24 protein-coding genes are annotated in these 23,608 nt (G+C 69.3%); 12 read left to right on the forward strand and 12 right to left on the reverse strand.

Features of this window, described 5'->3' with window-relative positions; genetic code table 11:
* Nucleotides 1–12: 12 nt before the first annotated feature.
* Complete coding sequence (locus tag AB3M90_RS10035) at nucleotides 13–1,086, reverse strand: Gfo/Idh/MocA family protein (protein WP_412951815.1); 1,074 nt, start codon at nucleotides 1,084–1,086, stop codon at nucleotides 13–15.
* A 176-nt stretch (nucleotides 1,087–1,262) separates the two neighbouring features.
* Here AB3M90_RS10035 and AB3M90_RS10040 point away from each other — a divergent pair, with 176 nt between their 5' ends.
* Genes AB3M90_RS10040 through AB3M90_RS10060 form a run of 5 tightly spaced genes read left to right on the forward strand, consistent with a single transcriptional unit; the run spans nucleotide 1,263 to nucleotide 7,258 of the window.
* Nucleotides 1,263–2,237 carry a zinc-binding dehydrogenase gene (locus AB3M90_RS10040; RefSeq protein ID WP_412951816.1) on the forward strand — a complete coding sequence of 325 codons (975 nt, stop codon included), beginning with the start codon at nucleotides 1,263–1,265 and terminating at the stop codon, nucleotides 2,235–2,237.
* 48 nt (nucleotides 2,238–2,285) lie between these two features.
* The gene (locus AB3M90_RS10045; RefSeq protein ID WP_412952684.1) at nucleotides 2,286–3,614 is read left to right on the forward strand and encodes an ABC transporter substrate-binding protein; all 1,329 of its coding nucleotides are present in this window, start codon (nucleotides 2,286–2,288) and stop codon (nucleotides 3,612–3,614) included.
* 57 nt (nucleotides 3,615–3,671) lie between these two features.
* Nucleotides 3,672–4,586, forward strand: coding sequence for a carbohydrate ABC transporter permease (locus AB3M90_RS10050; protein ID WP_412951817.1), 915 nt, complete (start codon nucleotides 3,672–3,674; stop codon nucleotides 4,584–4,586).
* A 10-nt stretch (nucleotides 4,587–4,596) separates the two neighbouring features.
* Nucleotides 4,597–5,517 (forward strand): carbohydrate ABC transporter permease, encoded by a 921-nt coding sequence (locus AB3M90_RS10055; protein ID WP_412951818.1) that lies wholly within the window; start codon nucleotides 4,597–4,599, stop codon nucleotides 5,515–5,517.
* 4 nt (nucleotides 5,518–5,521) lie between these two features.
* Entirely contained in the window at nucleotides 5,522–7,258 is a 1,737-nt protein-coding gene (locus AB3M90_RS10060; RefSeq protein ID WP_412951819.1) for a glycoside hydrolase family 9 protein, read from the forward strand.
* Nucleotides 7,259–7,708: 450 nt separating this feature from the next.
* Here AB3M90_RS10060 and AB3M90_RS10065 read toward each other — a convergent pair whose 3' ends face one another.
* Complete coding sequence (locus AB3M90_RS10065; protein WP_412951820.1) at nucleotides 7,709–8,905, reverse strand: MFS transporter; 1,197 nt, start codon at nucleotides 8,903–8,905, stop codon at nucleotides 7,709–7,711.
* A gap of 111 nt (nucleotides 8,906–9,016) precedes the next feature.
* Between AB3M90_RS10065 and AB3M90_RS10070 the strand changes: the two genes are divergently transcribed.
* Nucleotides 9,017–9,475 (forward strand): MarR family winged helix-turn-helix transcriptional regulator, encoded by a 459-nt coding sequence (locus tag AB3M90_RS10070; protein ID WP_412951821.1) that lies wholly within the window; start codon nucleotides 9,017–9,019, stop codon nucleotides 9,473–9,475.
* Nucleotides 9,476–9,600: 125 nt separating this feature from the next.
* Here the strand turns inward: AB3M90_RS10070 and AB3M90_RS10075 are convergent, their stop codons facing one another.
* A complete protein-coding gene (locus AB3M90_RS10075; protein WP_412951822.1) occupies nucleotides 9,601–10,440 on the reverse strand; it encodes an endonuclease domain-containing protein in 840 nt (279 codons plus the stop codon).
* Nucleotides 10,441–10,699: 259 nt separating this feature from the next.
* On the opposite strand from AB3M90_RS10075, the gene AB3M90_RS10080 reads away from it, so the two are divergent.
* Nucleotides 10,700–12,070, forward strand: coding sequence for an APC family permease (locus tag AB3M90_RS10080; RefSeq protein WP_412951823.1), 1,371 nt, complete (start codon nucleotides 10,700–10,702; stop codon nucleotides 12,068–12,070).
* Nucleotides 12,057–12,272: a multidrug transporter gene (locus AB3M90_RS10085; RefSeq protein ID WP_412951824.1), complete on the forward strand. Its 216-nt coding sequence runs from the start codon at nucleotides 12,057–12,059 to the stop codon at nucleotides 12,270–12,272. The genes AB3M90_RS10080 and AB3M90_RS10085 overlap by 14 nt, the downstream gene beginning before the upstream one ends.
* A gap of 76 nt (nucleotides 12,273–12,348) precedes the next feature.
* On the opposite strand, the gene AB3M90_RS10090 is transcribed toward AB3M90_RS10085, so the two are convergent.
* The gene (locus tag AB3M90_RS10090; RefSeq protein ID WP_412951825.1) at nucleotides 12,349–13,632 is read right to left on the reverse strand and encodes a serine hydrolase domain-containing protein; all 1,284 of its coding nucleotides are present in this window, start codon (nucleotides 13,630–13,632) and stop codon (nucleotides 12,349–12,351) included.
* A gap of 122 nt (nucleotides 13,633–13,754) precedes the next feature.
* Between AB3M90_RS10090 and AB3M90_RS10095 the strand changes: the two genes are divergently transcribed.
* Both AB3M90_RS10095 and AB3M90_RS10100 read left to right on the forward strand, forming a co-directional pair.
* Nucleotides 13,755–14,069 carry a DUF2470 domain-containing protein gene (locus tag AB3M90_RS10095; protein WP_412951826.1) on the forward strand — a complete coding sequence of 105 codons (315 nt, stop codon included), beginning with the start codon at nucleotides 13,755–13,757 and terminating at the stop codon, nucleotides 14,067–14,069.
* 51 nt (nucleotides 14,070–14,120) lie between these two features.
* Nucleotides 14,121–14,768 carry a biliverdin-producing heme oxygenase gene (locus tag AB3M90_RS10100; RefSeq protein WP_412951827.1) on the forward strand — a complete coding sequence of 216 codons (648 nt, stop codon included), beginning with the start codon at nucleotides 14,121–14,123 and terminating at the stop codon, nucleotides 14,766–14,768.
* A gap of 41 nt (nucleotides 14,769–14,809) precedes the next feature.
* On the opposite strand, the gene AB3M90_RS10105 is transcribed toward AB3M90_RS10100, so the two are convergent.
* Entirely contained in the window at nucleotides 14,810–16,237 is a 1,428-nt protein-coding gene (locus tag AB3M90_RS10105; RefSeq protein WP_412951828.1) for an ATP-dependent DNA helicase, read from the reverse strand.
* 114 nt (nucleotides 16,238–16,351) lie between these two features.
* Between AB3M90_RS10105 and AB3M90_RS10110 the strand changes: the two genes are divergently transcribed.
* Entirely contained in the window at nucleotides 16,352–17,422 is a 1,071-nt protein-coding gene (locus AB3M90_RS10110; protein ID WP_412951829.1) for a hypothetical protein, read from the forward strand.
* Nucleotides 17,423–17,431: 9 nt separating this feature from the next.
* Here the strand turns inward: AB3M90_RS10110 and AB3M90_RS10115 are convergent, their stop codons facing one another.
* From AB3M90_RS10115 to AB3M90_RS10125, 3 genes are all read right to left on the reverse strand, one after another.
* Nucleotides 17,432–19,366 carry a bifunctional copper resistance protein CopD/cytochrome c oxidase assembly protein gene (locus tag AB3M90_RS10115; RefSeq protein WP_412952686.1) on the reverse strand — a complete coding sequence of 645 codons (1,935 nt, stop codon included), beginning with the start codon at nucleotides 19,364–19,366 and terminating at the stop codon, nucleotides 17,432–17,434.
* Between the two features lie 190 nt (nucleotides 19,367–19,556).
* Nucleotides 19,557–19,844: an HU family DNA-binding protein gene (locus AB3M90_RS10120; protein ID WP_412951830.1), complete on the reverse strand. Its 288-nt coding sequence runs from the start codon at nucleotides 19,842–19,844 to the stop codon at nucleotides 19,557–19,559.
* A gap of 188 nt (nucleotides 19,845–20,032) precedes the next feature.
* Nucleotides 20,033–20,614, reverse strand: a complete 582-nt coding sequence (locus AB3M90_RS10125) for a TetR/AcrR family transcriptional regulator (RefSeq protein ID WP_412951831.1) — start codon at nucleotides 20,612–20,614, stop codon at nucleotides 20,033–20,035.
* Nucleotides 20,615–20,760: 146 nt separating this feature from the next.
* Here AB3M90_RS10125 and AB3M90_RS10130 point away from each other — a divergent pair, with 146 nt between their 5' ends.
* A complete protein-coding gene (locus tag AB3M90_RS10130; protein ID WP_412951832.1) occupies nucleotides 20,761–21,588 on the forward strand; it encodes an alpha/beta hydrolase in 828 nt (275 codons plus the stop codon).
* Between the two features lie 107 nt (nucleotides 21,589–21,695).
* Here AB3M90_RS10130 and AB3M90_RS10135 read toward each other — a convergent pair whose 3' ends face one another.
* The 4 genes from AB3M90_RS10135 to rpmB all read right to left on the reverse strand — a co-directional run bounded on the left by AB3M90_RS10135 (nucleotide 21,696) and on the right by rpmB (nucleotide 23,543).
* Nucleotides 21,696–22,520: an endonuclease domain-containing protein gene (locus tag AB3M90_RS10135; protein ID WP_412951833.1), complete on the reverse strand. Its 825-nt coding sequence runs from the start codon at nucleotides 22,518–22,520 to the stop codon at nucleotides 21,696–21,698.
* Between the two features lie 307 nt (nucleotides 22,521–22,827).
* Nucleotides 22,828–23,133 carry a 30S ribosomal protein S14 gene (rpsN, locus tag AB3M90_RS10140; protein WP_412951834.1) on the reverse strand — a complete coding sequence of 102 codons (306 nt, stop codon included), beginning with the start codon at nucleotides 23,131–23,133 and terminating at the stop codon, nucleotides 22,828–22,830.
* Between the two features lie 3 nt (nucleotides 23,134–23,136).
* Nucleotides 23,137–23,307, reverse strand: coding sequence for a 50S ribosomal protein L33 (gene rpmG / locus AB3M90_RS10145; protein WP_017203558.1), 171 nt, complete (start codon nucleotides 23,305–23,307; stop codon nucleotides 23,137–23,139).
* The gene (gene rpmB / locus AB3M90_RS10150; RefSeq protein WP_025102729.1) at nucleotides 23,307–23,543 is read right to left on the reverse strand and encodes a 50S ribosomal protein L28; all 237 of its coding nucleotides are present in this window, start codon (nucleotides 23,541–23,543) and stop codon (nucleotides 23,307–23,309) included. The genes rpmG and rpmB overlap by 1 nt, the downstream gene beginning before the upstream one ends.
* Between the last annotated feature and the right edge of the window lie 65 nt (nucleotides 23,544–23,608).

The following is a 23,608-nucleotide window of genomic DNA, read 5'->3' on the forward strand; positions in this document are numbered from 1 at the left end:
CCATCTCTCTCATCAGTAGGTCGAAACGATCTCGTACTCGGGCGCCCACAGACCCAGGTCGAGCCCCCGCTGCAGCGGGTTGTCGAACACGTCGAGCGGCAGCGGGACCAGACCGCGCCGGACGCTGGACTCGTACGCCGCGAAGATGATCTCGGCGGCGGCCAGGCCGTGCCGCGCGTCGAGCACCGGCTCGCCCGCCGTCTCGACGGCCCGCACGAGATCGGCGAGCGCGAGGGCGGTCTGCTCGACGATCGCCGGGTCGACCGGCGACCCGTCGAGGTGGAAGGCGGGATCGACCGACTCCCGCACCTCCACGGCCTCGCGCCCGTCGCCGTGCACGACGGCGCGGCCGCCGAAGATCTCGACGCGTCCGGCCGTGCCCTGCAGGACGATCCCGGTGTCGCCGCGCGCATGCAGGGGCTCCTGGTCGCGGCCGGTGACGATGATCGCCTCGACGGCGTCGCCGAAGCGCACGCGGACGACGGATGCCGTCTCGGTGAGCGCACCGTAGACGCGCTTACGAGCGGCGACATCGATCTGAGCGAGCACCGAGACCGCTTCGGGGTCGCCGAGGTGGAAGCGGAGGAGGTCGACGATGTGGGATCCCCAGTCGAACAGATTGGCGCAGTACCCCTGAGCGCCGACCGGATCTCCGATCGCGCCCGCGCGCACCAGCTCGCGCACGGCTCGATGCATGCGGTCGAATCGCCGCTGATGGTTGATCGTGAGCACAGCACCGGCCGCGGCCGACGCAGCGACCAGATGCCGTGCGTCGCCGAAGGTGAGCGCCATGGGCTTCTCGCAGTGGATGGCGCGCACACCGCGGGCGAGCGCGGCATCCACGATCGATCGGTGCGCGGCAGCCGGGGCGCAGATGCTCAGCAGGTCGATCGGCTCCGCGTCGAGCATCGTCTCGACGTCGGTGTGCGCGCGAGCGCCGTGCTCGAGGGCGAGCTCGCTCGCCGCGCGGCCGTCGATGTCGGCGACGCCGACGAGGCGCAGACCGGGGAGCAGGGCGATGCCGTGCGCGTGGACGCGCCCTTGGGCACCGGCCCCGACGACGGCCGCCGTGCGGACGTCCGTCATCGCCGACCGATATGCCGGTTTGATTGGTACACTATGGCCTCTCCGTCGAGCACAATTAGCAGTCCAGTGAAATACCACTGCGGGCCAAGCTAATACGGTTCTAGGATGAGTGCAACCATTCACTGCCCCGTGCCGTGCCGCGCGTCGCATCCCACCGTCCTTCCGGAGGAGGAGTCATGCTCGTCAGTCAGGTGATCGGTCCGCGCCGATCCGAGATCGTCACCGCTCCCGATCCGGAACCCACCAGCCGCCAGGTGGTGATCGACGTTCTCGCATGCGGCGTCTGCACCTCCGATCGCACGCCGTGGCGCGAGCAGGGCACGCCTGAGTCGCCGATCCGCCTCGGTCACGAGACGGTCGGGCGCATCTCCGCGCTCGGCGACCCCGACGGGCGATGGCGGCTGGGTGACATCGTGACCGGGCTCGGCGGCGACGGATTCGCTACGAAGGTGGCGCTCGACGCCGACTCGATCCTCCGCGTCCCCGCCGGCTTCGCGCCCGAGCATGTGATCGGCGAGCCGCTCGCCGATCTCGAGGAGGCGCTCTCGCGCTGTCCGATCATCCCCGGCGCACGGGTCGCCGTGGTCGGTCTGGGGTTCATGGGGTTGGGACTGGTGCAGCTGGCGGCGGTTCGCGCGCCGGGGCTCCTCGTGGCGATCGACCCCAATCCCGCGGCGCGCGCACGGGCGCTCGCCCTCGGCGCCCATGAGGCCCACCACCCCGATGACGTGCCCACGGAACTCGTCTCGGCTCAGGGCGCGCGCGAGGGGCGGATGGATGTGGTCGTCGAGGCGGCGGGCGTCACGTCGGCGCTGCGCACGGCGTCGTCGCTGGTCCGGCCGTACGGCACCGTCTGCGTCGTGGGCTACCACCACGCGGGGGACGCGCCCATGGACATGGAGCTCTGGTACAAGGGCGCCACCATCGTCAACGGCTTCTCGCCCGCCCGACCGCGGACCATGCGGGCGATGGCGGCCGGGCTGGACATGATCGCCGACGGGCGCTTCAGCTACCGACCGCTCATCACGCACCGCTTCTCCCTCGACGACATCGACCAGGCCTACGAGCTCATGGAGTCGCGGCCGGCGGATTTCGTGAAGGGTGTCGTCGTCATGTCGGACGCTTCAGCGGGCCCGACGGCGAATTCGTAAAGGGTCCGAAAATACCAGTATTGACCACTTGCAGTCCTGGTGAGTACCATGCAGGGAACCGCCGGTATCCGACCGGCCGATGAGGAGGTCGCCGTGCAGAAGCGCGTGTCCATCCCGCTGGCGTCCGCCAGCGCTCTCGTGCTCGCCGTGGGGCTCGGAGCCTGCGCCAGCAATCAGCCCGCCACCGATCCCGACCAGATCGTCGTGCAGACGAACTGGACGGCGAGTCAGGCGCAGAACAAGCCGCTGTTCGCCGCCTTCGAGGCCTTCACCGAAGAGACGGGGATCGATGTCAAGGTGCTCGAGTCCGGCGACAACCTCAACCAGGTCTACGAGACCTCGCTCCTCGCCGGCGAAGAGGCCGACGTGCTGCTCGTCGGCCTGCTCGAGAAGCAGCTCGACTGGGCGATCAACGGTGCCGTCACCCCCGTGAACGACTACATCGAGGAGTGGGGCATCGCCGACCGCATCCCCGACGACGCCCTCGTCGACTGGACAGACGCCGAAGGCAACGTGCGCGCCTTCCCCTACTCCGGCTTCACCTGGCCGTGGTGGTACAACACCGGTCTGCTGACGCAGGCCGGCGTCGACAAGGTGCCGACCACCACCGACGAGCTCATCGAGGCCGCGAAGAAGCTGCGCGCCGCCGGCATCGCACCCGTCGTGCTGGGCGGCATCGACTGGTCGGGTCAGAAGATCTTCCTGCAGTTCCTCGAGATGTTCATGTCGACCGACGAGGCCAAGAAGGTCTACGCCGAAGGAGGAACCTGCGACAACCCCGACGCCATGAAGGGCATCGAGCTCCTCGTCGAGCTGCGCGACGCCGGCGTCTTCGTCGACGGGGTCGAGGGCTACACGGCCGATCAGGCGCAGGCCGCCTACATCGACGGTCAGGCCGCGATCGCGCCGCTCGGCTCGTGGGCGTACCCCGCGGCATCCGACGAGCTCGCCGAAGCCACCGTGCTGGGCGGCCTCCCCGTCGCCGACGGAGCCCCCTTCGAGAAGCCCCTCGCCTATCGCGGATCGACCTCCGCCGGGTGGTGGATCAGCCCGAACGGCGAGGAGAAGATCGACGCCGTCGAGCAGCTGATCACCTACATGTACGACGACGACGTGCTCAAGGGCATCCTCGACGAGGGCGGCGTCATCCCGGTGGCCGACTTCGGCGGCGACACCTCGGGCGTCTCCGCTCCCCTGCTCGCCCAGTCGCTGACCGAACTGCCCGAGGCGGTCGACTTCCCGGTCATGCCCGACATCTACGTTCCGGCCGACGTGTCGAACCCGATGTATCGTGCGACCTCGGTCGCCTTCACGCCCGGCACCGACGCCGCGACGATCTGCAAGACCGTCGACGACATCTACGCCGCCGCGAAGTGACACCCGAGAGCGGTCCGGCGATCCGCCGGACCGCTCCCCCACTCCCCTGGAGACTTCATGACCGCGCTCTCTCCCGACCTGGTCGCCCGTCGACGCGCGTCCGCTCGACGACGCCGCGAGGTGCTGCAGCTCTCGGCCACCCTGCCGGCACTGCTCTGGTTCCTGGTGTTCACCATCGGCCCGCTCGTCAGCCTCTTCTACTTCTCCACGGTGAACTGGCGCGGGCTCATCGCTCCGCGCACTCCCGCCGGACTCGACAACTTCGTGCGCCTGGTCAACGATCCCGTCGTGTGGCTCGCGACCGGGAACACCGTCCTCCAGCTCGTCGTCACCCTCCCGATCGTCGTGATCGGGGCGTTCATGATCGCGTACTACCTGAACCTCAAGCCGCGCGGGCACCGTTTCGTCCGCGCCCTCATGTTCACTCCGGTGCTGCTCTCGGCATCGGCCCTCGCGATGGTGTTCGTGGGTGTGTTCGCGCCGCAGGGCATGATCAACGGCTTCCTCGACGCGATCGGCCTCGGCCAGCTGACCCGACCGTGGCTCGCGAACGGCGACAGCGCGATGTGGTCGATCATCATCGTCACCATCTGGTGCAGCATGTCGGTGTCGGCGATCATGCTCGCCGCCCGGCTCAACTCCATCGACCAGTCGGTCTTCGAGGCGGCCGAGATCGACGGATGCGGCCACTTCCGCCGCATGTGGAGCATCGCGTGGCCGATGTGCCGCGAGTTCGTCGGCGTCGTCACGATGCTGCAGTTCCTCTGGACGCTGTTCTCCTCCGCCGCCGTCGTGCTGCTGCTCACCAAGGGCGGGCCGGGCAACGCCACCGCCACGCTGTCGTTCCTGGTCTACGACTTCGCGTTCAACCAGTCGAAGGTCGGATACAGCCAGGCCGTCGCCGTCGTGCTGTTCGTCGTCGGCGTCGCCGGCATCCTCGTGATCCGCCGCACGTTCCGCCAGAAGTACTGAGGAGACCCGCATGACCACCCTGCTCGACGCCCCGGCTGCTCCCCCTGCCGAGCGGCCGGCTCCGCGCACGACTCCGCGACGAGCCTCCCGCGGCGGCGCCCTGGGCCGCACGGGACCCTCGAAGTACATCGCGCACGCCGGGGTCTGGCTCTACGTCATCCTCCTGGCCGCGCCCCTCTACTACCTGCTCATCTCGGCGTTCAAGCACAACACCGACATCTTCAACGAGCCCTTCTCGCCCTTCACCCCGCTCACGCTCGATAACTTCGGGCTGGCGTTCTCACAGGCCTCGCTGGGCACCGCCCTGCTCAACTCGGCCTACATCACCATCGGCGCCGAGGTGCTGACCCTGGTCCTCGCGGTGCCGGCGGCCTTCGCTCTCGCCCGCGCGAAGGGCGCGATCGGAGTGATGGTCGAGCGTGTCTTCGCCCTCGGTTTCCTCATCCCGGGCTTCGCGGCTCTCGTGCCCACGGTGCTGCTGTCGATCACGATGCATCTGTTCCACACCCGCGAGTTCCTGATCCTGTTCCTTCCGGCATCCGCCATGCCCTTGACGGTGATCCTGCTGACCCAGGCGATGCGCGCCGTGCCCGCCGAACTGGAGGAGTCGGCGCTGCTCGACGGTGCAGGACCCCTGCGCGTGCTCTGGTCGGTGTACGTGCCTCTGGCGGTGCCGACTCTCACGGTCGTCGCCATCCTGAACTTCCTGTCGTTCTGGAACGAGTACTTCTTCTCCCTCGTGATCATCGGACCGGAGGCGTCGCTGCGCACCGCGCAGGTGGCGCTGCCCACCCTTTCGATCGCGAACGCGGCGCAGTACGGCGTCCTCGCCGCCGGCATCCTGATCACGCTGATCCCGGCGTACCTCGTCTACGCCGTCTTCGCCGAGAAGATGGAGAACGCCGTCCTCGCCGGAGCACTCAAGGGCTGACCGCATGCGCATCCTCCACAACCACCTCGGATACGACACCGGGTCGGCCAAGTCCGCCCTCATCGAGACGGCGCAGCCGGGCCTCTCGCCGCACGTCGAGCTGCTCTCGCTCGACGACGGCTCCCGACGGCGTCTCGATGCACTCCCCTCCGTGTCGGTCGACGCCTGGCGAACCGGCGCCTACTCGCGCGTCGACTTCGACGACGTCGACGCGCCGGGGCGCTACGTTCTCGCCGCGGCGATCGACGACACGGTCGTCTCGTCCGAGCCGTTCGCGATCGGCGAGGAGCGGATCGCCGCCGGCACCCTCTCCGACGTGCTCTTCGCCTTCAAGGCGGGGCGGTCGAGCGGAGAGATCGATCGGAAGGATGCCGCGGCGACGCTGTTCGGCGACGATTCGGGCCGAACCGTCGACGCGCGCGGCGGCTGGCTCGACGCGAGCGGCGACACGAGCAAGTTCCTCAGTCACCTCACGTACTCGCCGACCATGAGTCCGCAGCAGATCCCGCTGTGCGCGTGGGCGTTCCTCGAGGCGCGCGACCTGCTGCGTCGGCGGCATCCGCGGTTCCATCGTGCCCTCGGCGCCCGCATGCGCGACGAGGCGCTGTTCGGGGCCGACTTCCTGGTGCGGTTCCGCACGCCGGAAGGGGCCTTCTACAGCGGCATCTTCGACGCTCTGACCAAGAAGCTCGACGAGCGGGTGATCAACGCCCCCCTTCCCGAGTGCGTGCGCACCGACCGGTACCGGGCCTCGTACCGCGGCGGCGGCGGCCTCGCGATCGCGGCACTCGCACGCGCGTCGCGTGAGGACGAGCACGGCGATTCGACCCAGGCGGAGTACCTCGCCGCCGCCGTCGACGCCTTCGACGACCTGGAGGCGCACAACGACGAGTACCTGTTCGGGCTCGACCTCGAGACCGGCGAGCTGACGGAGAGCTCGGAGTCGATCGTCGACGACTACTGCGCCCTGCTGGCCGCGACGGAGCTGGCGGCGGCCTCCGACGGTGCGGCGGGCGCGCGGTTCGCGGCCGCTGCCGATCGGCGCGCGCTGTCTCTGATCGAGCGTCACCGCTCCGCCGCCGACGGCTCGGCCGGCTGGCTCGAGGCCTGGACCGACGGCCGCCCGCACTTCTCGGCGGTCGAGTCGGGGCTTCCCGTCGTCGCGCTGCTGCGATACGCGCGCCTCCTCCCCGGGGGCGATCACGCCGCTCGGGCACGTGCCCTGGCCGTGCGCCTCGGAGAGGACCTCCTGTCGCGCACCCACGCGGTCGCCAATCCGTTCGGATACCCGCGCCAGCGCGTGCAGCCGCGCGGCGGGGCCCCGGAAGACGCGTTCTTCTTCCCGCACGAGAACGACACGGGCTACTGGTGGCAGGGGGAGAACGCGAACCTGGGCTCGTCGGCCTTCGCCGCCGCGAGCATCGCGGAGCTGCCGGAGTGCGACCCCGACCTCGGAGCGCGGCTGCGCCGCTTCGCGGCCGATCAGGTGCACTGGATGCTCGGCCGCAACCCGTTCGACGTGTGCATGCTCCAGGGGCGCGGCCGCAACAACGTCGAGTACACACCCGACTTCCCCAATCTGCCCGGCGGCATCGTGAACGGCATCACGAGCCATCCCGACGACGAGCACGGCATCGCGTTCCTCGCCCCCGACACGGCGGAGGGTCCGGACTCGTGGCGCTGGGCCGAGCAGTGGATCCCCCACTCCGCCTGGTTCCTGCTCGCCGTCAGTGCGGGATGACGCGCGGCCGATGCGCGCGCGAGCCGGTGCCTTGCGGTAGCGGGCGCCTCAGAAGGAGATGTGCGCTCTAACAGGACGAATGCCCCGCAAACGACCTTGCGGAGCGCACATCTCCTTCCCAAGCGCACGGGCGGATGCCGGGGTCCCGGGCTACGCACGGGCGGGCGGATGCCGAAAGCACGGGCGGACGCCGGCGGCACGGGCTACGCACGGGCGGGCGGATGCCGGACGCACGGGGCTGCGCACAGGCGAGAGCGACTGCGCCTCGCGCGGTAGCGGACGCTCCAGGAGGAGATGTGCGCTCCGGCAGGACGAATGCCACGCAAACGACCTTGCGGAGCGCACATCACCTTCCCAAGCGCACGGGACGGATGCCGGAGGCATGGGGTTGGGGGCGGGGGGCGGGGGCGCGCAGCGCGCAGCGCCCCGCGCAGCGCCCCGCGCAGCGCGTCAGCGCGGGGCGGCCGCGGCGGCCGGCATCCGCTCCTCGACGTCGGCGGCGGGCACGCGCATGCGGGCTGCGGCGACCACGATCACGACGAGGGCGGCGCCGGTGATCAGCGCGCCGATCCAGATCGGAGAGGTGTAGCCGAGTCCCGCCGAGATGCCGACCCCGCCGGCCCAGGCGCCTAGGGCGTTCCCGAGGTTGAAGGCGCCGATGTTGGCGCCGGAGGCGAGGGTCGGGGCCCCTCCGGCGAAGTGCATGACGCGGCTCTGCAGCGCGGGCACCGTGCCGAATCCGAACCCGCCCATGAGGAACAGGGCGACGACGGCGGCGACAGCCGACCCGGCCAGCAGCGCGAACAGGGCCAGGACGACCACCAGCGCGGCGATGAAGACGATGAGCGTGCGGTCGATGGCCCGGTCTGCGAGACGGCCGCCGACCGCGTTGCCGATCACGAGTCCGGCGCCGAAGAGCACCAGCAACCACGGCACCGCCGCGTCGGCGAAGCCGCTGACCTCGGTCAGCGTGTAGGCGATGTAGGTGAAGGCGCCGAACATGCCGCCGAAGGCGAGCACGGTCACGACCAGCGACAGCCACACCTGACCGGAGCGGAACGCGCGCAGCTCGCGGCGGAGGCTGATGCTGTCGTCGGGATCGGCGAGCGCGGGCACGAGGGCGGCGATGCCGATGAACGCCAGCACTCCGATCGCCGAGATGACCCAGAACGTCGAGCGCCAGCCGAACTGCTGACCGAGGAACGTGCCGAAGGGCACGCCGAAGACGTTCGCGGCGGTGAGGCCGGTGAACATGATGGCGATGGCGCCGGCTTTCTTCGCGGGGGCGACCAGACCGGCCGCGACCACCGAGCCGATGCCGAAGAAGGCGCCGTGGCACAGCGCGGCGATGATGCGTCCGACCATCGCGGTGCCGTAGTCGGGGGCGAGGGCGGTGAGCGCGTTGCCGACGATGAACAGCACGAGCAGTCCGAGCAGCACCGGCTTGCGGGGCAGGCGGGTGGTCGCCGCCGTCAGCACGAGGGCCCCGACGACCACGGCCAGCGCATACCCCGAGATGAGCCATCCGGCGGCGGATTCGCTGACTCCGTAGGATGCTGCGACCTCGGGCAGCAGCCCCATGATGACGAACTCGGTGAGTCCGATGCCGAAGGCCCCGATGGCGAGAGCGATCAATCCTGCGGGCATGACGATTTCTCCTGATAGAGTGAGGTGATTGCAGACGCGGCATATTGCGCGTCGAAACACAATGCTTGCACACGCAACTATAAAGCGCAAGCAACTACCTGGAGGTGTGCCGTGGGGATCGCCGACGACGCCGTCGAGGTGCGCGCACAGGGGTGGCGCACGCTCGCCGCGCTGCACGGACTGATCGAAGCCGAGCTCGAGCGCGGCCTGGCCGAGGCGGTCGGCCTCTCGGTCGTGGAGTACACGGTGCTCGACGCCCTCGAGCGCCAGGACGGCTGGCACATGCGCATGCAACAGCTGGCGCGTGCGACCGCGCTCAGCCCCAGTGCGACCACGCGACTGGTCAACCGGCTGGAGGAGCGCGGACTGCTGACCCGGGTGCTCTGCGCCGACGACCGGCGCGGCATCTACACCGAGCTGACCTCGGCCGGGCGCGACCTGTACGAGCGCGCGCGTCCCGTCCACGACGCGACGCTCGAGCGCGCACTCGACGCCGCAGCGGCACAGCCCGAGCTCGTGCCGCTCGTCGACGCGCTCCACGGAGTCGGCGTTCCCGCCCCCGCTCGCTGAGGCGCGGTTCCCGCCCCGCTCGTAGCGCCATCCGCCCGTGCGCTTCAGTAGGAGATGTGCGCTCCAGAAGGTCGTTTACGCGGCATCCGTCCTGCCAGAGCGCACATCTCCTTCTGAGGCGCCCGCTACCGGGCGCGATGTAGCCCCCGCGCCACCGCGCGCATGATCAGATCCTGCACCGACGGCCACTCGAACATGACCTGCGGGTAGGAGACGCGGATCACATGGAATCCCTGCAGGCGGAGTTCGGCATCGTGGCGGATGTCTTCGCTGCGCTGCGCACCCACGTGATGCGCGCCGTCGATCTGCACGACGAGGCGCTCGCCGATGAGCGTGTCGACGCGGTGTCCGGCGATCCAGATCTGCACACGGATCGGCTCCCGGAGCCAGCGCAGGCGAACCCGGAGGTACGTCTCGAGTCCGGCATCCGCAAAGGGGAGGGCGTGGTCGAGAACTCGGCGCGCGGCCGGCCGCCAGTCGTGGTTCCGCAGGGCCTCGACGGTGACGAGGGATCTGTTGAGAGCCGACTCCCACGTCGCGAGCGCCCGCTCGAACGGCTCGCATTCCGCGATGTGCGCGAGCACGTTCTCGATCGGGTCGACGAGAGCATCCGGATGCCGCGGCACCACGGCACTGCCCCAGTGCAGTCGAGCGGCGATCGGGAGGCGTCCCCTCGAATGAGGCGGCACCGCGAAATGCGGAGGTCCGGAGGGGTCGTGGACCCAGAGTCCGAGCAGGGCCGCCTGCGTCCTGCAGGTGAGGACCACCCCGAAACGTGCGGCCGCGAGGAGCGTGCGCTCGGCGTGAGGATCGGCGAGCCATCCGCGACGCGGCCTGATGACAGCACCCCGACGCACCGCATCGTCCACGCGACGACGGGAGAATCCCTGCTCCGTCACCCACGCCGTCCGCGCGACACCGCCCTTCCGGCCCAGCTCGGCGACCAGCTCTTCGACGCTTCTCATCCGCCGAGTCTGTCGCCGGTCCGCGACGAGCGACCTCACTCCGCGCGAACGATCCAGCGGATGTGAAGAACGCCCGATCTCCACCATCCGTGCAGGGCGAGTCATCCGTTCGCCTCCGCGAGAGATGTGCGCTTCGGAAGGATCGATCGGCCGGATCGGTCCTTCCGAGGCGCACAACTCCTTCGGCGCGCACGCGCCAGGGGCGGCCTCTGCTGTCAACCCCGTCGTCTCAGCCCGAGCGCACCTCTATGGTGTCGGCATGACGACCGACATCCCGCCCGCGGCCGAAACCCCCACTCGCCTGCGGAGGGCCATCACCGGCCCGCTCCTGTTCGCGTTCATCCTCGGTGACGTGCTGGGGGCCGGCATCTACGCCCTGATGGGCGTGCTCTCCGAGAAGGTGGGAGGGATGCTGTGGGCGCCGCTGCTCCTCGCCCTCCTGCTGGCGCTCCTCACGGCCGGGTCTTATGCCGAGCTCGTGACGAAGTACCCCCGCGCCGGTGGCTCGGCCGTCTTCGCGGAGCGCGCGTTCCGCAGCCCGATCGTCTCGTTCCTCGTGGGCTTCAGCATGCTCGCGGCGGGCGTGACCAGCGCCGCGGGCCTCGCCATCGCGTTCGCGGGCGACTACTTCCGCACTTTCATCGATCTTCCGACGATTCCCGTGGCCATCGCGTTCCTCGCGGTGGTGGCGCTGCTGAACGCCCGTGGCATCCGGGAATCCATGGGAGCCAATCTCGTCATGACGGCGATCGAGCTGAGCGGGCTGGTGATCGTGATCGCCGTGGTGGCGATCCTCCTCGGCGGCGGCGGCGGCGACGTGTCGCGCATCACGCAGGCACCCGAGGGCACGAGCGTCGGCATGGCCGTGCTCGCGGGGGCGGTCATCGCCTACTACTCCTTCGTCGGCTTCGAGACGTCGGCGAACATGATCGAAGAGGTCAAGAATCCCCGCCGCACCTACCCTCGCGCGCTCTTCGCGGCGCTCTTCACCGCCGGCGCCGTCTACGTGCTGGTGGGACTGGCGAGCTCGATCGCGCTGCCGGCATCCGAACTGCAGGAGTCGAGCGGTCCGCTGCTCGCGGTCGTCGAGGCGACCGGCATCAGCATCCCGTCGTGGCTCTTCAGTCTGATCGCGCTCATCGCGGTGGCGAACGGCGCCCTGCTCACGATGATCATGGTGAGCCGCCTCACCTACGGCATGGCCGAACAGGACCTGCTGCCCGCCACGCTCGGGCGCGTGCTGCCGAAGCGCAAGACGCCGTGGGTGGCCATCGTCACCACCACCCTCGTCGCCATGGGTCTCACCCTCGTCGGCGACCTCGCGACGCTCGCCGAGACGGTCGTCTTGCTGCTGCTGTTCGTCTTCCTCAGCGTGAACGTGTCGGTGCTGGTGCTGCGGCGCGACCGCGTCGAGCACGACCACTTCCGCATCTGGACGTTCGTGCCGGTGCTCGGCATCGGCTCGTGCATCCTGCTGCTCACCCAGCAGCGACCGATCGTCTGGCTGTTCGGCGCGATCCTGCTCGCCGTCGGCGTCGTGCTCTTCCTGCTGGCGCGATGGGGCCGCACACGCTCGACCCGCAAGAACGACACCGCCCACACCCCGGAGGACACCCATGAGCACGCCTGAACACGGATCGGCTGACGAGATGACCAGCGAGGAGAAGCGGCACGATCAGCTGACCGCCGCGCCCGACGCCACCGAGGCCGACGCCGCACCGCGCATCGAGGTCAGCGAGCACGAGGGCAACACCCGTATCGACATCGCCCCGGATGCCGCGGTGCGACCGGGTCCCGGTCCGGGCGTCGAGATCGACGACGACGAGAGCTGAGGCGCGGGCGCAATCAGCCGGCAGGGGATCTCAGGCGCGGCCGGGATCAGCCGCCGGCCGGATTCGCCGGCCGGGATCAGCCGGCAGCCGGAGCGACGCAGACCAGGGCCGCGTCGGTGATCGCCCGATGGTACTGCTCCGACGTGAACGGAAGACCGAACTCGGGCGCGGTCTGACCTGAGGCGGGCGCCGCCTTCGAGGCGATGGCGGCGAGTTCCCACGAGAGGTACTGCGCGAAGATCGCGCCGGCGGTCGAGTCGTTCAGCACCACGGCGACGGTGAATCCGGTCGCGGGGTCGGAGTAGGCGGCGGTCGCGTAGCCGGGGGTCCAGCCGTGCTGACCCACCAGTGAACCGACGAGGTAGCCGCCGCCCGTCGCCTGATACCAGGAAGGTCCCTGGTCGCTGACCGGAAGGGGCGCACCGTAACGGTTCGGCTCGTCCTTCGTGCGGAGCGCCTGCGCGGCCTCAGCCTGCGCGTACCGGCCGAGGTCGGTGATGGTCGAGACGACTCCCGAGTCGGTGAAGCCCGAGCTCGACGAGAGCTTCGTGATGTCGATCGGGGCCGTGCAGTCGTAGCCGCCCTCCACCGCGCCGAGGTAATGGCCGGTCATGACCGGGCCCGTCGACGGCGCCGCGGAGGCCGCGTTCGGGAGCGCGGTGTCGGGCAGGCCGAGGGGTTCGGTGACGTATTCGGCGATCAGCTGCGATGCGGTCATGCCGGAGGCCCGCTCGAGGGCGAGTCCGAGCAGCAGGTAGCCGGCGTCGGAATCGCGGAACGTGGTGTGGGGGGTCGTGCGGTCGCGGCCGAGCCCGTAGCCGGCGAGCTCCAGCGGTGCCCAGACCCGCTCGGGGGTGTTGAGCCATGCCGCTTTGACCGTCTCTTCCGACGAGCCGACGCCGCTCGTGCCGTTGCACAGGTCGAGCAGGGTGATGTCTTCCATGTCGGGCACCCCCGAGACGTACTTCGGCACCTTCGCGTCGAGCTCGACGGTGCCCTCGTCGGCCAGCGCGTAGAGCACGTCGCAGGTCATCAGGCGCGTCACGTCGGCGATGCGGAACGACATGTCGGTGGCGATCTCGTCGCCGCCGTCGCGCTCCTGCGTGCCGCTGGCCGACACCCAGCTTCCGCTCCAGGGAACCCAGACGCCGACGATCGCTCCCGTCGCTCCCGACGCCACGATCGCGTTGTCGACGGCCGCCTGCATCGCGGTCACCGTGTCGTCGGGGAGCGCGGCGTCGACCTGCGCCGGCGGGGTGTACGTGAACGACTCGCCTGCCGAGCACCCGGTCAGGACGAGACCGAGTACGGCCGCAGTGGCCGCGGCGGCGCGCCAGCGGCGCGACGAGAGAAGCTGCATGGAAGGTAACCCCCGAAGACGTGTCTCCCGAGTCTAGAAGACGGATGCTGAAAGACGGCATCGGCGCGGCGCGGCCCGGGAGGGCCGGACGGGGGTGAACCCTCCACCCGTAAAGTGTCACCGTGCCCCATACCTTCGATGCCGACGTGGTCAGCGCCGTCCTGCGTCACATGAACGGCGACCACACCGACGACAACCTGCTCATCGCCCGTGCGTTCGCTGAGCCTGCTGACAGCCCGATCACGGATGCCGTCATGACGGCATTCGACGGCGAGGGCGGCACGTGGAGCATCACGCGCGACGGGGCCGTGACCGAGATCCGTGTCCCGTGGCCCGGTGGCCCGATCGACGAGCGTCCCGCCGTCCGACGCGAGGTCGTCGCCCTCTACGACGCCGCATGCGCTCGGCTGGGCGTAGATCCGCGACCGCACGCCTGACCCGCAACTCCAGGCTTCCGCATGAGGTTAGGTGACCCTTACACTGATCCCATGCCCGAGATCCTCTCCTTCTCCGCCGCCCTGCGCGAGCGCTCCTCCGGCTCGCACTCGCGCAGCGAAGGCGCCGGCTTCATGGCCGACCTGCTCAAAGGCGAGGGCTCCCGCGACGACTACGTCTCGCTCGTCGCGCAGCATTACTTCATCTACGAGGCACTCGAGAGCGCCGGCGAGCGCATGCGCCACGACCCCGTGGCATCCGTCTTCCTCAGTGACAAGCTCACGCGCCTGCCCGCGCTCGAGGCCGACCTCGAGTTCCTGCTCGGTGACGACTGGCGCGAGCGCATCGCGCCCCTGCCCACCACGCAGCGCTACGTCGAACGCATCCGGCAGGTCGGCGCGACCTGGGCCGGCGGCTTCGTCGCCCACCATTACACGCGCTACCTCGGCGACCTCTCGGGCGGCATCTTCATCGGACGCGTGATGGCCCGCCGCTTCGGCTTCGAGACCAACGGCATCGGGTTCTACCTCTTCGACGACATCGCCGACCCGTCCGCGTTCAAAGACGTCTACCGCGAGCAGCTCGACGCCGCACCCTGGGACGAGGCCGAGCAGGAACGCGTGATCGACGAGGTGCTCCTCGCCTACCGCTTCAACACCGAGCTCTTCGAAGACCTCGACCGGGCGCGCGTCGCGGCCTGACGCGTTCGCCTCGCCTGCGGCTCGCTCGACGACCGCGGGGCTCAACGACCGGGGGTCGGAAGCTCGGGAGTCGTCCTCGCGAGCCAGGCTTCGCGCATGAATCGACGCACATCCTCATCGACGCGGATGTCGCTCGGGCGCAGTGCACGCGACAGGTACAGGCCGTCGAGCGACGTCAGACGGCTGAGGGCGACGTACGTCTGTCCCGGGGCGAACGCACCCGATCCCAGGTCGATGACCGCCCGCTCATAGGTCTTCCCCTGCGACTTGTGGATCGTCACCGCCCACGCCAGCCTCAGCGGGAACTGCGTGAACTCGGCGACCACATCGCGCGTCAGCTTCTTCGTGCTCTGGTCGTACGCGTAGCGGAATCGCTCCCACACCGCCGGCTCGACGTCGACCTCCTCCCCGTCGATGTCGACCCGCACCGCACCGCCGAGGATGCGCACGACCGTGCCGATCGTGCCGTTCACCCAGCGCGGCGGCTCTCCCGACATCGCGGTGTCGTTGCGCAGGAACATCACCTGCGCGCCGACCTTCAGCTTCAGCTCCGACTCCGCCGGCAGCGCCGCCTCACCGCGCCCGAAGTCGCCGCTGACCTCGGCACGGGCGGTCTGCTCTTTTCCGGGCAGGGCGGCCAAGTGCTGTCCGTTGATGCGGTTGACGATGTCGTTCCGTGTCGCGAGGGTGATCATCGGCACCTCGCCCGGCTCGGGATCGGGCGGAGTGCGAGCACCCTGCGCGTTGAGCACCCCGGCGATCTCCGCCGTGACGCGCCCGTAGCGCACCGCGTTGAGCATCGCCTTGAAGCCGTCGTCCGACTGCCGGTGGATCTGCACCAGCTCGCGCACGTGCAGCTCGGCGCGCGTATCGACCTCGAACAGGCCGGCCTGGTCGGACGAGCCGTACCCGTGAGCCTCCGCCCGCATGCCGCTGCCCGTCCACGGGCCCGCCCACACCTTCGCGTCGAAGAACCAGAACGAACGGTAGTGGTCGGCGACATATCGCGCCTCGTCGCCGCGGGGCGGCACCGGCGCCAGCTGATACGGGTCGCCGAACATCACCACCTGCACGCCGCCGAACGGCTCCCCGCGTCGCCCTCGTGCCTGCCGCAGCGAGCGGTCGATCGCATCCATCAGATCTGCGTTGACCATCGAGATCTCATCGATCACGAGGGTCTCGATGGCGTTCAGGATGCGACGGGTCGCATCGTTCTGGTCGATGTCGGCGTCGCCGATGAGTCCGATCGGCAGCCGGAACAGCGAATGGATCGTCTGCCCCTCGACGTTCAGCGCGGCGACACCGGTGGGAGCGCAGATCGCGATCTGCTTCTCGGTGTTCCAGGCGAAGTACTGCAGCAGGGTCGACTTGCCCGTGCCCGCGCGCCCGGTGATGAAGACGTGTTCGCCGGTGTCCTCGATCAGCCGGAACAGCTCGTACTGCTCCTCGGACAGGGCGGGAAGGGACACGGTTCTCTCACGGGCGACAGGTGGACTCCGGGCCCACCCATGCTACGTCGTGCGATCGACCCGCGACGGCCGACCCTCGGCGTCATCCCAGCACCGTCCTCCTAGAATTGCGCCATGAAGCAGGTCGAGACCCCGGCGCCCCGCCGCGCCCGTCTCGCGGTCGACCTGACACTGCTCGCGATCGTCGGAGTCGCCCTCATCGCCGCGCTGGCAGCCGGCGGCGCCACGCTCTACCAGCAGTTCTACGGACCCTCGGCCTTCGTCTCGCGCTACCTCGATCTGCTCTCCTCCGGGCGGGCGGCGGATGCCCTCCGTGTTCCCGGGGTCTCCGTCGACCGCGAGACGCTCGAGCAGACGGGCATCGACGCCGCAGCATCCGAAGCCCTGCTGCGCCACTCCGCCCTCTCGCCCCTGACCGATGTCACGATCGAATCGGAGAAGCCGCACGACGGCAAGACCGCGGTCACCGTCAGCTACACCGCCGGCGGGCACGAGGGCGAGACGACGTTCTTCGTCGAGCAGAACGGGTGGGCGGGGGTCATGCCCGACTGGCGCTTCGCGACGAGCCCCCTGGCGGTCGTCGAGCTGACCCTTCGCGGCGCCGACCGCTTCGCGGTCAACGGGTTCGAGGTCGACCGGCGACAGGTGTCCGTCGCCGGCGCGGACGCCGCTCCTCTCGATCCGCTGCCACTGCTCGTGTTCACCCCCGGCCTCTACTCGGTCACGGTCGACACCGCCATCTCGGAGTCGTCGGGCAGCGGCATCCTCGCCGACACCCCGCTCGCCACCACGCCGCTCGACGTGCAGACGACACCCACCGACGAGTTCATCGAGGTCGTTCAGCAGCGGGTCGAGGAGTATCTCACCCAGTGCACCACGCAGGAGGTGCTGCAGCCGACCGCGTGCCCCTTCGGCCTCGAAGTGCGCAACCGCATCGCCTCGCCCCCGAAGTGGTCGATCGCCGCGCAGCCGCAGGTCGCCGTGGTGCCCGACGGCGGGCACTGGATGATCCCGGCGACGGATGCCGTGGCGCACGTCGAGGTCGAGATCCAGTCGCTGTTCGACGGGAAGGTCGAACCGGTCGCGCAAGACGTGCCGTTCCAGGTCAACGGCACGATCGTCATCCTGCCCGACGGGTCGGCGTCGATCCGCGTGGGATCGCCCGACGATCCGGTGGCCGACTGAGGACGCGCGTCATCGGCTCTGCTGCTCCACTGCGCGCCGGTCGCGCTCGGCGAGCGCGGCGAGGCGGGCGTTGTACTCCTCCAGCTCGGCGTCGCCCGTGCGGTCGGCGTGCCGATCGCGCCTCTTCTGCAGCTTGGTGTCGCTGCGGCTCCACTGGATCGCCACGGTGATCGCCAGGATCAGGGTCGGGATCTCGCCGATCGACCAGGCGATGCCGCCGCCCACGTACTGATCGTCGAGCGGGCTCGCCCCCCAGTCGCGGCCCATCGAGCCGAACCAGTCGGCCACCATCAGCCCCTCCTGCATCATGATCGCGATGCCGAAGAAGGCGTGCATCGCCATCACCGCGATGAGCGTGATGAGACGACCGGGGTACGGGAGGCGGTACGGGACCGGGTCGGCTCCGATGAGGCTCATCACGAACAGATAGCCCGACAAGAGGAAGTGGATGACCATCCACTCGTGCCCGAGGTGCTCGTACATCGACCAGCGCACCAGATCGGTGAAATAGAACGCCCACAGCGACACGATGAAGATCGCCGCCGCGACGAACGGGTGGGTGAGCACGCGCGCGACCGGCGAGTGCACCGCCCACAGGATCCACTCGCGACCGCCGCGCGTGCCGTCGTCGCGCTTGTGGACGGCGCGGAGGGCGAGCGTGATCGGCGCGCCCGAGACGAGAAGCAGCGGGATGGCCATCGACAGCATCATGTGGCCGAGCATGTGCAAGCTGAACAGGTATTCCTGGTAGGCGTTGATCGGCCCGCCGGTCACCCAGATCAGCATCAGCATGCCCAGCACCCAGAACACGGTGCGATGGATCGGCCAGCGATCGCCCCGCTGATGCAGGCGGACGACCCCGGCGAGGTAGAGGAAGAGACCGAAGCCCGCGGCGACGAGCCAGAGGACGTCGATGTTCCACGAGGTGAACCAGCGCTCGAGGGTGAGCTCGGGCGGGAGCGTCGCCCCGGTCAGGATCTGGGCGGGCGTCTGCGCGAACGCGGCCGTCTCGCCGGTCGGCGGCGGCGTGCGGGCGAGAGCGGCCGCCGCTCCGGAGGCCAGCCCCATCAGCGCCACCTCGCCGAGCACGAGCGCCCAGAACCAGCGCGTGGCGTGCGCGCCGTCGAGCTGCGGGATCAGGCGGGTGCGATACCAGGCGCCGAGCAGGCCCATTCCGACGAGCAGAGCCGCCTTGGCCAGCACGATCGCGCCATAGGGAGTGGTCCACAGCGCGTTCCAACTTCCCACCGCGACGATCGACCGCGTCACGCCCGAGACGGCGACGACGGCGAACGCGGCGATGGCCAGCGACGAGTACCGGGCGACGAGCCGCGGGGTGTCGACGCCGGCTCGCCCTCTCAGGACCACGAGGAGCAGCAGGCCGCCCAGCCACACCGCCGCGGCGACCATGTGCAGCAGGATCGAGTTGACCGCGATGTTGTGACCGGCGAGGTCGCCGGCGTGGCCCTGCGTCGCCAGCGGAAGGAAGGATGCCGCGGCGAGCACCGCGGTGATGAGGGTGGGTGTCCACGAGCGCCACGCGAACGCGAGCACGGTGATGACGGCGCCGAAGATCGTGGTGATGAGCCAGGATTGGCCCAGCGGCAGCTCGAGCAGGAACCGTCCCAGCTGCGCGCCGAACTCGGGTTCGATGCTCAACCGGGGGTTGAACGCGGCCATGAAGGAGAGGAACCCCGCGAGGCCGGATGCGACGGTGAAGACCGCCGCCCCGATCGAGGCCGTGTCGAGTGCCGTGTCGAACGCCCGTGCGCCCGCCCGCAGCGCGAAAAGGGCGAGGACGAGCGATCCGAGCATGGCCGCGCCCGCGATGTTCATGACGAGGCGGGCGATGGGCGTTCCCCAGAGCACGAACGGCCCGGGGTCCTGCAGCAGCGGCGGCTTCGCCCCTCCGCCGAAGGCGAGCGCGAGCACGACGGCGATCATGGCGGCGACGCCGAGGATCGCGATCCCGGCGAGTCGATACGCCGAAGACCCGACGGTCGTCTCGGCGCGGGAGGTCACCCCTCCAGCCTAAGCCGCGGCATCCGGTCCGGCGCACCCGCCCGCCGTACGACGAAGGCCGCCACCCGCGGTCGATGCGACCGGGGCGGCGGCCTCCACGAGGCTCGCCTGCTTACTTGACGGCAGCCTTGAGCTTGGAGCCGGCGGTCACCTTGACGCGCTTGCCGGCCGGGATCTTGATCTCGGCGCCGGTCTGCGGGTTGCGGCCGGTGCGAGCGGCGGTGTCGACCTGCTCGAACGAGATCCAGCCCGGGATCGAGACCTTGCTGCCCTTGGCAACAGCGTCGGAGACCGTGGAGAAGAGCGAGTCGAGGACACCGGAGACGGTGGCCTGGCTCTGGCCGGTGGCGCTTGCGATGCTCGCGACGAGCTCGGTCTTGGTGATGGACTTGTCAGCCATGTCATCCTCCAGCGACGAGATCCCGTCGCATCGTTTGTCGTGCGGGGGGCGGATGCCTCCCGTTGGTCGAGTGACCGCCTCGAATGTATCAACGACCACCCGGATTTCCGCGTCATTTCGCGGGTTTTGAGCAATTCCTGGGCGTGTCGCGCCACTTTCGTCACTCCAGTCACAGATTTCCGAAACGGTCAGCGGCCGCGGTGCGCGTCGATGACCGCGCCCGCCGTGCGGGTGAACGCCGGGGTCACCCGCTCATCGCCGTCGAGATAGCCGCCCACCAGGGCCGCGTCGCGGAGGAGAACGAGGGATGCTGCAACCTCGGCCGGGCGCTCCAGGCCGGCGGCGGTCGCTACCTCCTGCAGCGTCGATCGGAACCATTCGCGGTGCTCGTCGATGAGCCGCCGCACGGCGCCGGAGGCATCCGGGTACTCCGCTGCGGCATTGATGAACGGACACCCCCGGGTGTGGCGGAGTCGGATGTCGCCGGCGATGCCCTCGACGACGGCATCCATCAGCTCGGCGGGCCGCGCCACCGCGGCGCCCGCCTCGGCGAACATGCCGCGCAGCATCTCGTCCTCCCCGCGCAGATAGGCGAGGACGAGGTTCTCCTTGCCGCCGAACTGCTTGTAGAGGGTGGCCCGGGTGACCTCGGCCTCCTCGAGGATGCGATCGACGCCGACCGCGTGGATCCCCTCCTCGTAGAACAGGCGGGTCGCGGCGTCGATGAGCCGGGCGCGGGCGGGGCTGGGCCTCTTCGTCGTGGTGTCCATGATGTCTCCTCTCATCGTCGCATCCCCTCGGTCGCGATCGCGGATTCAAAAGATCTTGTCGGAGAGGGTTGCGGTAGATAGAACGATCGGTCTACTCTGAGCCTATCGCACTTCCGAGAAGCGGGAGGCAGACAGGAGAAGGAACCATGAACAGCACCGACAAGACCCCCATCGTCCTCATCCACGGCCTCTGGATGACCCCGAAGAGTTGGGACACGTGGGCGGACCGCTTCCGCGCTCAGGGACATGAGGTCATCGTTCCCGGGTGGCCCGGCATCGACGACCGCGCCGTCGCCGACATCCGTCGCGACCCGAAGGCGCTCAAGGGCATCGGCCTGAAGCAGATCACCGACCACTACGAGCGCATCATCCGCAGCCTGCCGGTGAAGCCGATCATCATGGGCCATTCGTTCGGCGGCGTGATCACGCAGATGCTCGCCGACCGCGGACTCGGCGTGGCCTATGTCGGCGTCGCACCCGGACAGACGGCGGGCGTCACCGCGCTCCCCCTGTCGACGCTGTGGACCGGCACGCCGATCCTGTCGAATCCGTTCGGACGCAACGGCGCGAAGCCGCTGTCGAAGCGGCACTTCCACTTCACCTTCGGCAACGACCTGCCGCGCGCGGCATCCGACGCCCTCTGGGAGGAGTACGCAGTCAACTCGTACAACCGGGTCTTCTTCGAGGGTGTGACCTCGGTCGTGAACGAGAAGGGCGGCGTGACTCGGGTCGACTACGCTCGCGCCGACCGTGCCCCGCTGCTGCTCATCGCCGGTGAGATCGACCACGTCGTGCCGCCGGCCATCGTGCGGGCGATCGAGAAGAAGTACCGCTCGACCGGCAGCCCCGCCGTGGTCGAGCGCCGCGAGTACGCCGGCCGCACGCATCGGCTCGTCAGTCAGGACGGCTGGGAGCAGATCGCCGACGACGCGCTGGCCTGGGCGAAGGCGCACGTGGCGGCATCCGTCGCGTGACGGGGGGGCGGTTGCCTGTCGCGAAGGAGACCTCGCGGAATGAAGGAGCGGATGCCGCATCCGCTCCTTCATCGCGTGAGATCTCCTTCACTCCGGGAGGGACGGGGTCACCAGAGGTGCTTCCCCTGTGCGATGGCCTCCATGACGACGGCCTGCACCTCGTGCCATCGATCCACGATCTGTTCGTAGCTGAAGCGCAGCACGTGATACCCGTGCAGCGTCAGTTGGGCATCGTGCGAGATGTCCCTCGTGCGCTGCGCTCCGACGTGGTGTCCGCCGTCGATCTGCACGACCAGCCGCGCGCCGATCAGCACGTCGACACGTCGATCGAGAACCCAGGCCTGCGGCAGCATCCGCACATCCAGCCAGCGCAACCGGTGCACGAAGATGGTCTCCAGGCCCGAATCGGCGAAGGGCCGTGCCATCTCCAGAATCCTCCGCGCGCCCGACGGAAGCTCGAGCTGCCGGAGCCGGGACGCGTGCACCAGGCCCTTGTTCAGCGCGGATTCCCAGATGACGAGTGCCGTCTCGAGCGGCTGACACCGTGCGATCAGTGCAAGCGCATTCGGCAGATCGTCGACGAGGGCATCGGGCGGGCGCGCCACCACGGGCTTCGACCAGTGCACGACGACCTGCGGAGGAACGCGCACCCGTGCCGCGTGGGGTCGCGCGGCGACGTGGAGAGCGGATGCCGTCGGCACCCACAGCCCGGACCGCTCGGCGACGGTGACGCAGCTCAGCACCACTCCGCGAGCCGCCGCTCCCACCACTCGAGGGTCGGCATCCGGCAGAGCCACCCAGCCCGGGCGCACGGTCCTGATCCCCCCGCTCTGCTTCGACAGGCGCAGCGCGTGCTCACTCACGCCTGCATCGCGGAGGGTCGCGACTCTCGCCACTCCGCCACGACGCCGCAGCTCCTCGACCGGATCCATCCGACGATGGTGACGCAGGGAGCAGCACAGATCCGGGTCTGCACCAGGGTCGGAGTGGATCTCCCCTCTCGGCCGAATGTGCAGGAGAGGTGGGCGGGAGCCGTGTTCCCTCCGGCGGACCCGCCGGACGAGCTCACCTGCCGTGAAGGAGATCTCGCGGAATGACGGAGCGGATGCCGCATCCGCTCCTTCATCGCGTGAGAACTCCTTCGCCGCGGAAGGGGCACCACCCCCGGCACACGCGAAAGGGGCGAGGATCCGAAGATCCTCGCCCCTTCCCTTCGACAAGCTCAGGGACCGGTAAGACTTACCAGCTCGACTTGGTCACGCCGGGCAGTTCGCCCTTGTGCGCCATGTCACGGAAGCGGACACGCGAGATGCCGAACTTCGTGAGGACACCACGGGGGCGGCCGTCGATGACGTCGCGCGAACGCACGCGAGCCGGCGACGCGTTGCGCGGCAGCTTCTGCAGGCCGACACGTGCGGCCTCGCGGGCCTCGTCGGTCGCGTTCGGGTCGATCAGGGTCTTCTTCAGCTCGGCACGACGCTCGGCGTAGCGCTCGACGATGACCTTGCGCTGCTCGTTGCGCGCGATCTTGCTCTTCTTAGCCATGGATCAACGCTCCTCTCGGAATTCGACGTGCTGACGGATGACCGGGTCGTACTTCTTCAGCACGAGACGGTCGGGGGTGTTGCGGCGGTTCTTCTTGGTCACGTACGTGTAACCCGTACCTGCCGTCGAACGCAGCTTGATGATCGGACGGACGTCCTGAGCCTTCTTGGCCATCAGAGCTTCACACCCTTCGCCTGGAGGTCCTTGACGACGTTCTCGATGCCACGGGCGTCGATCACCTTGATGCCCTTGGCGGACACGTTGAGCGTGATCTTACGACCGAGCGACGGGACGAAATACGTCTTCTTCTGCACGTTCGGGTCGAAGCGGCGCTTCGTCCGGCGGTGCGAGTGCGAGACGTTGTGACCGAAGCCGGGAACAGCTCCGGTCACCTGGCACACTGCTGCCATGATGATGACTCCTTCATTACCGTGAGGCCGGACGGCCCCACCCAAGATCCCTTGTCTGCACGCGA

Source organism: Microbacterium martis (assembly GCF_047246685.1).
GTDB lineage: Bacteria > Actinomycetota > Actinomycetes > Actinomycetales > Microbacteriaceae > Microbacterium.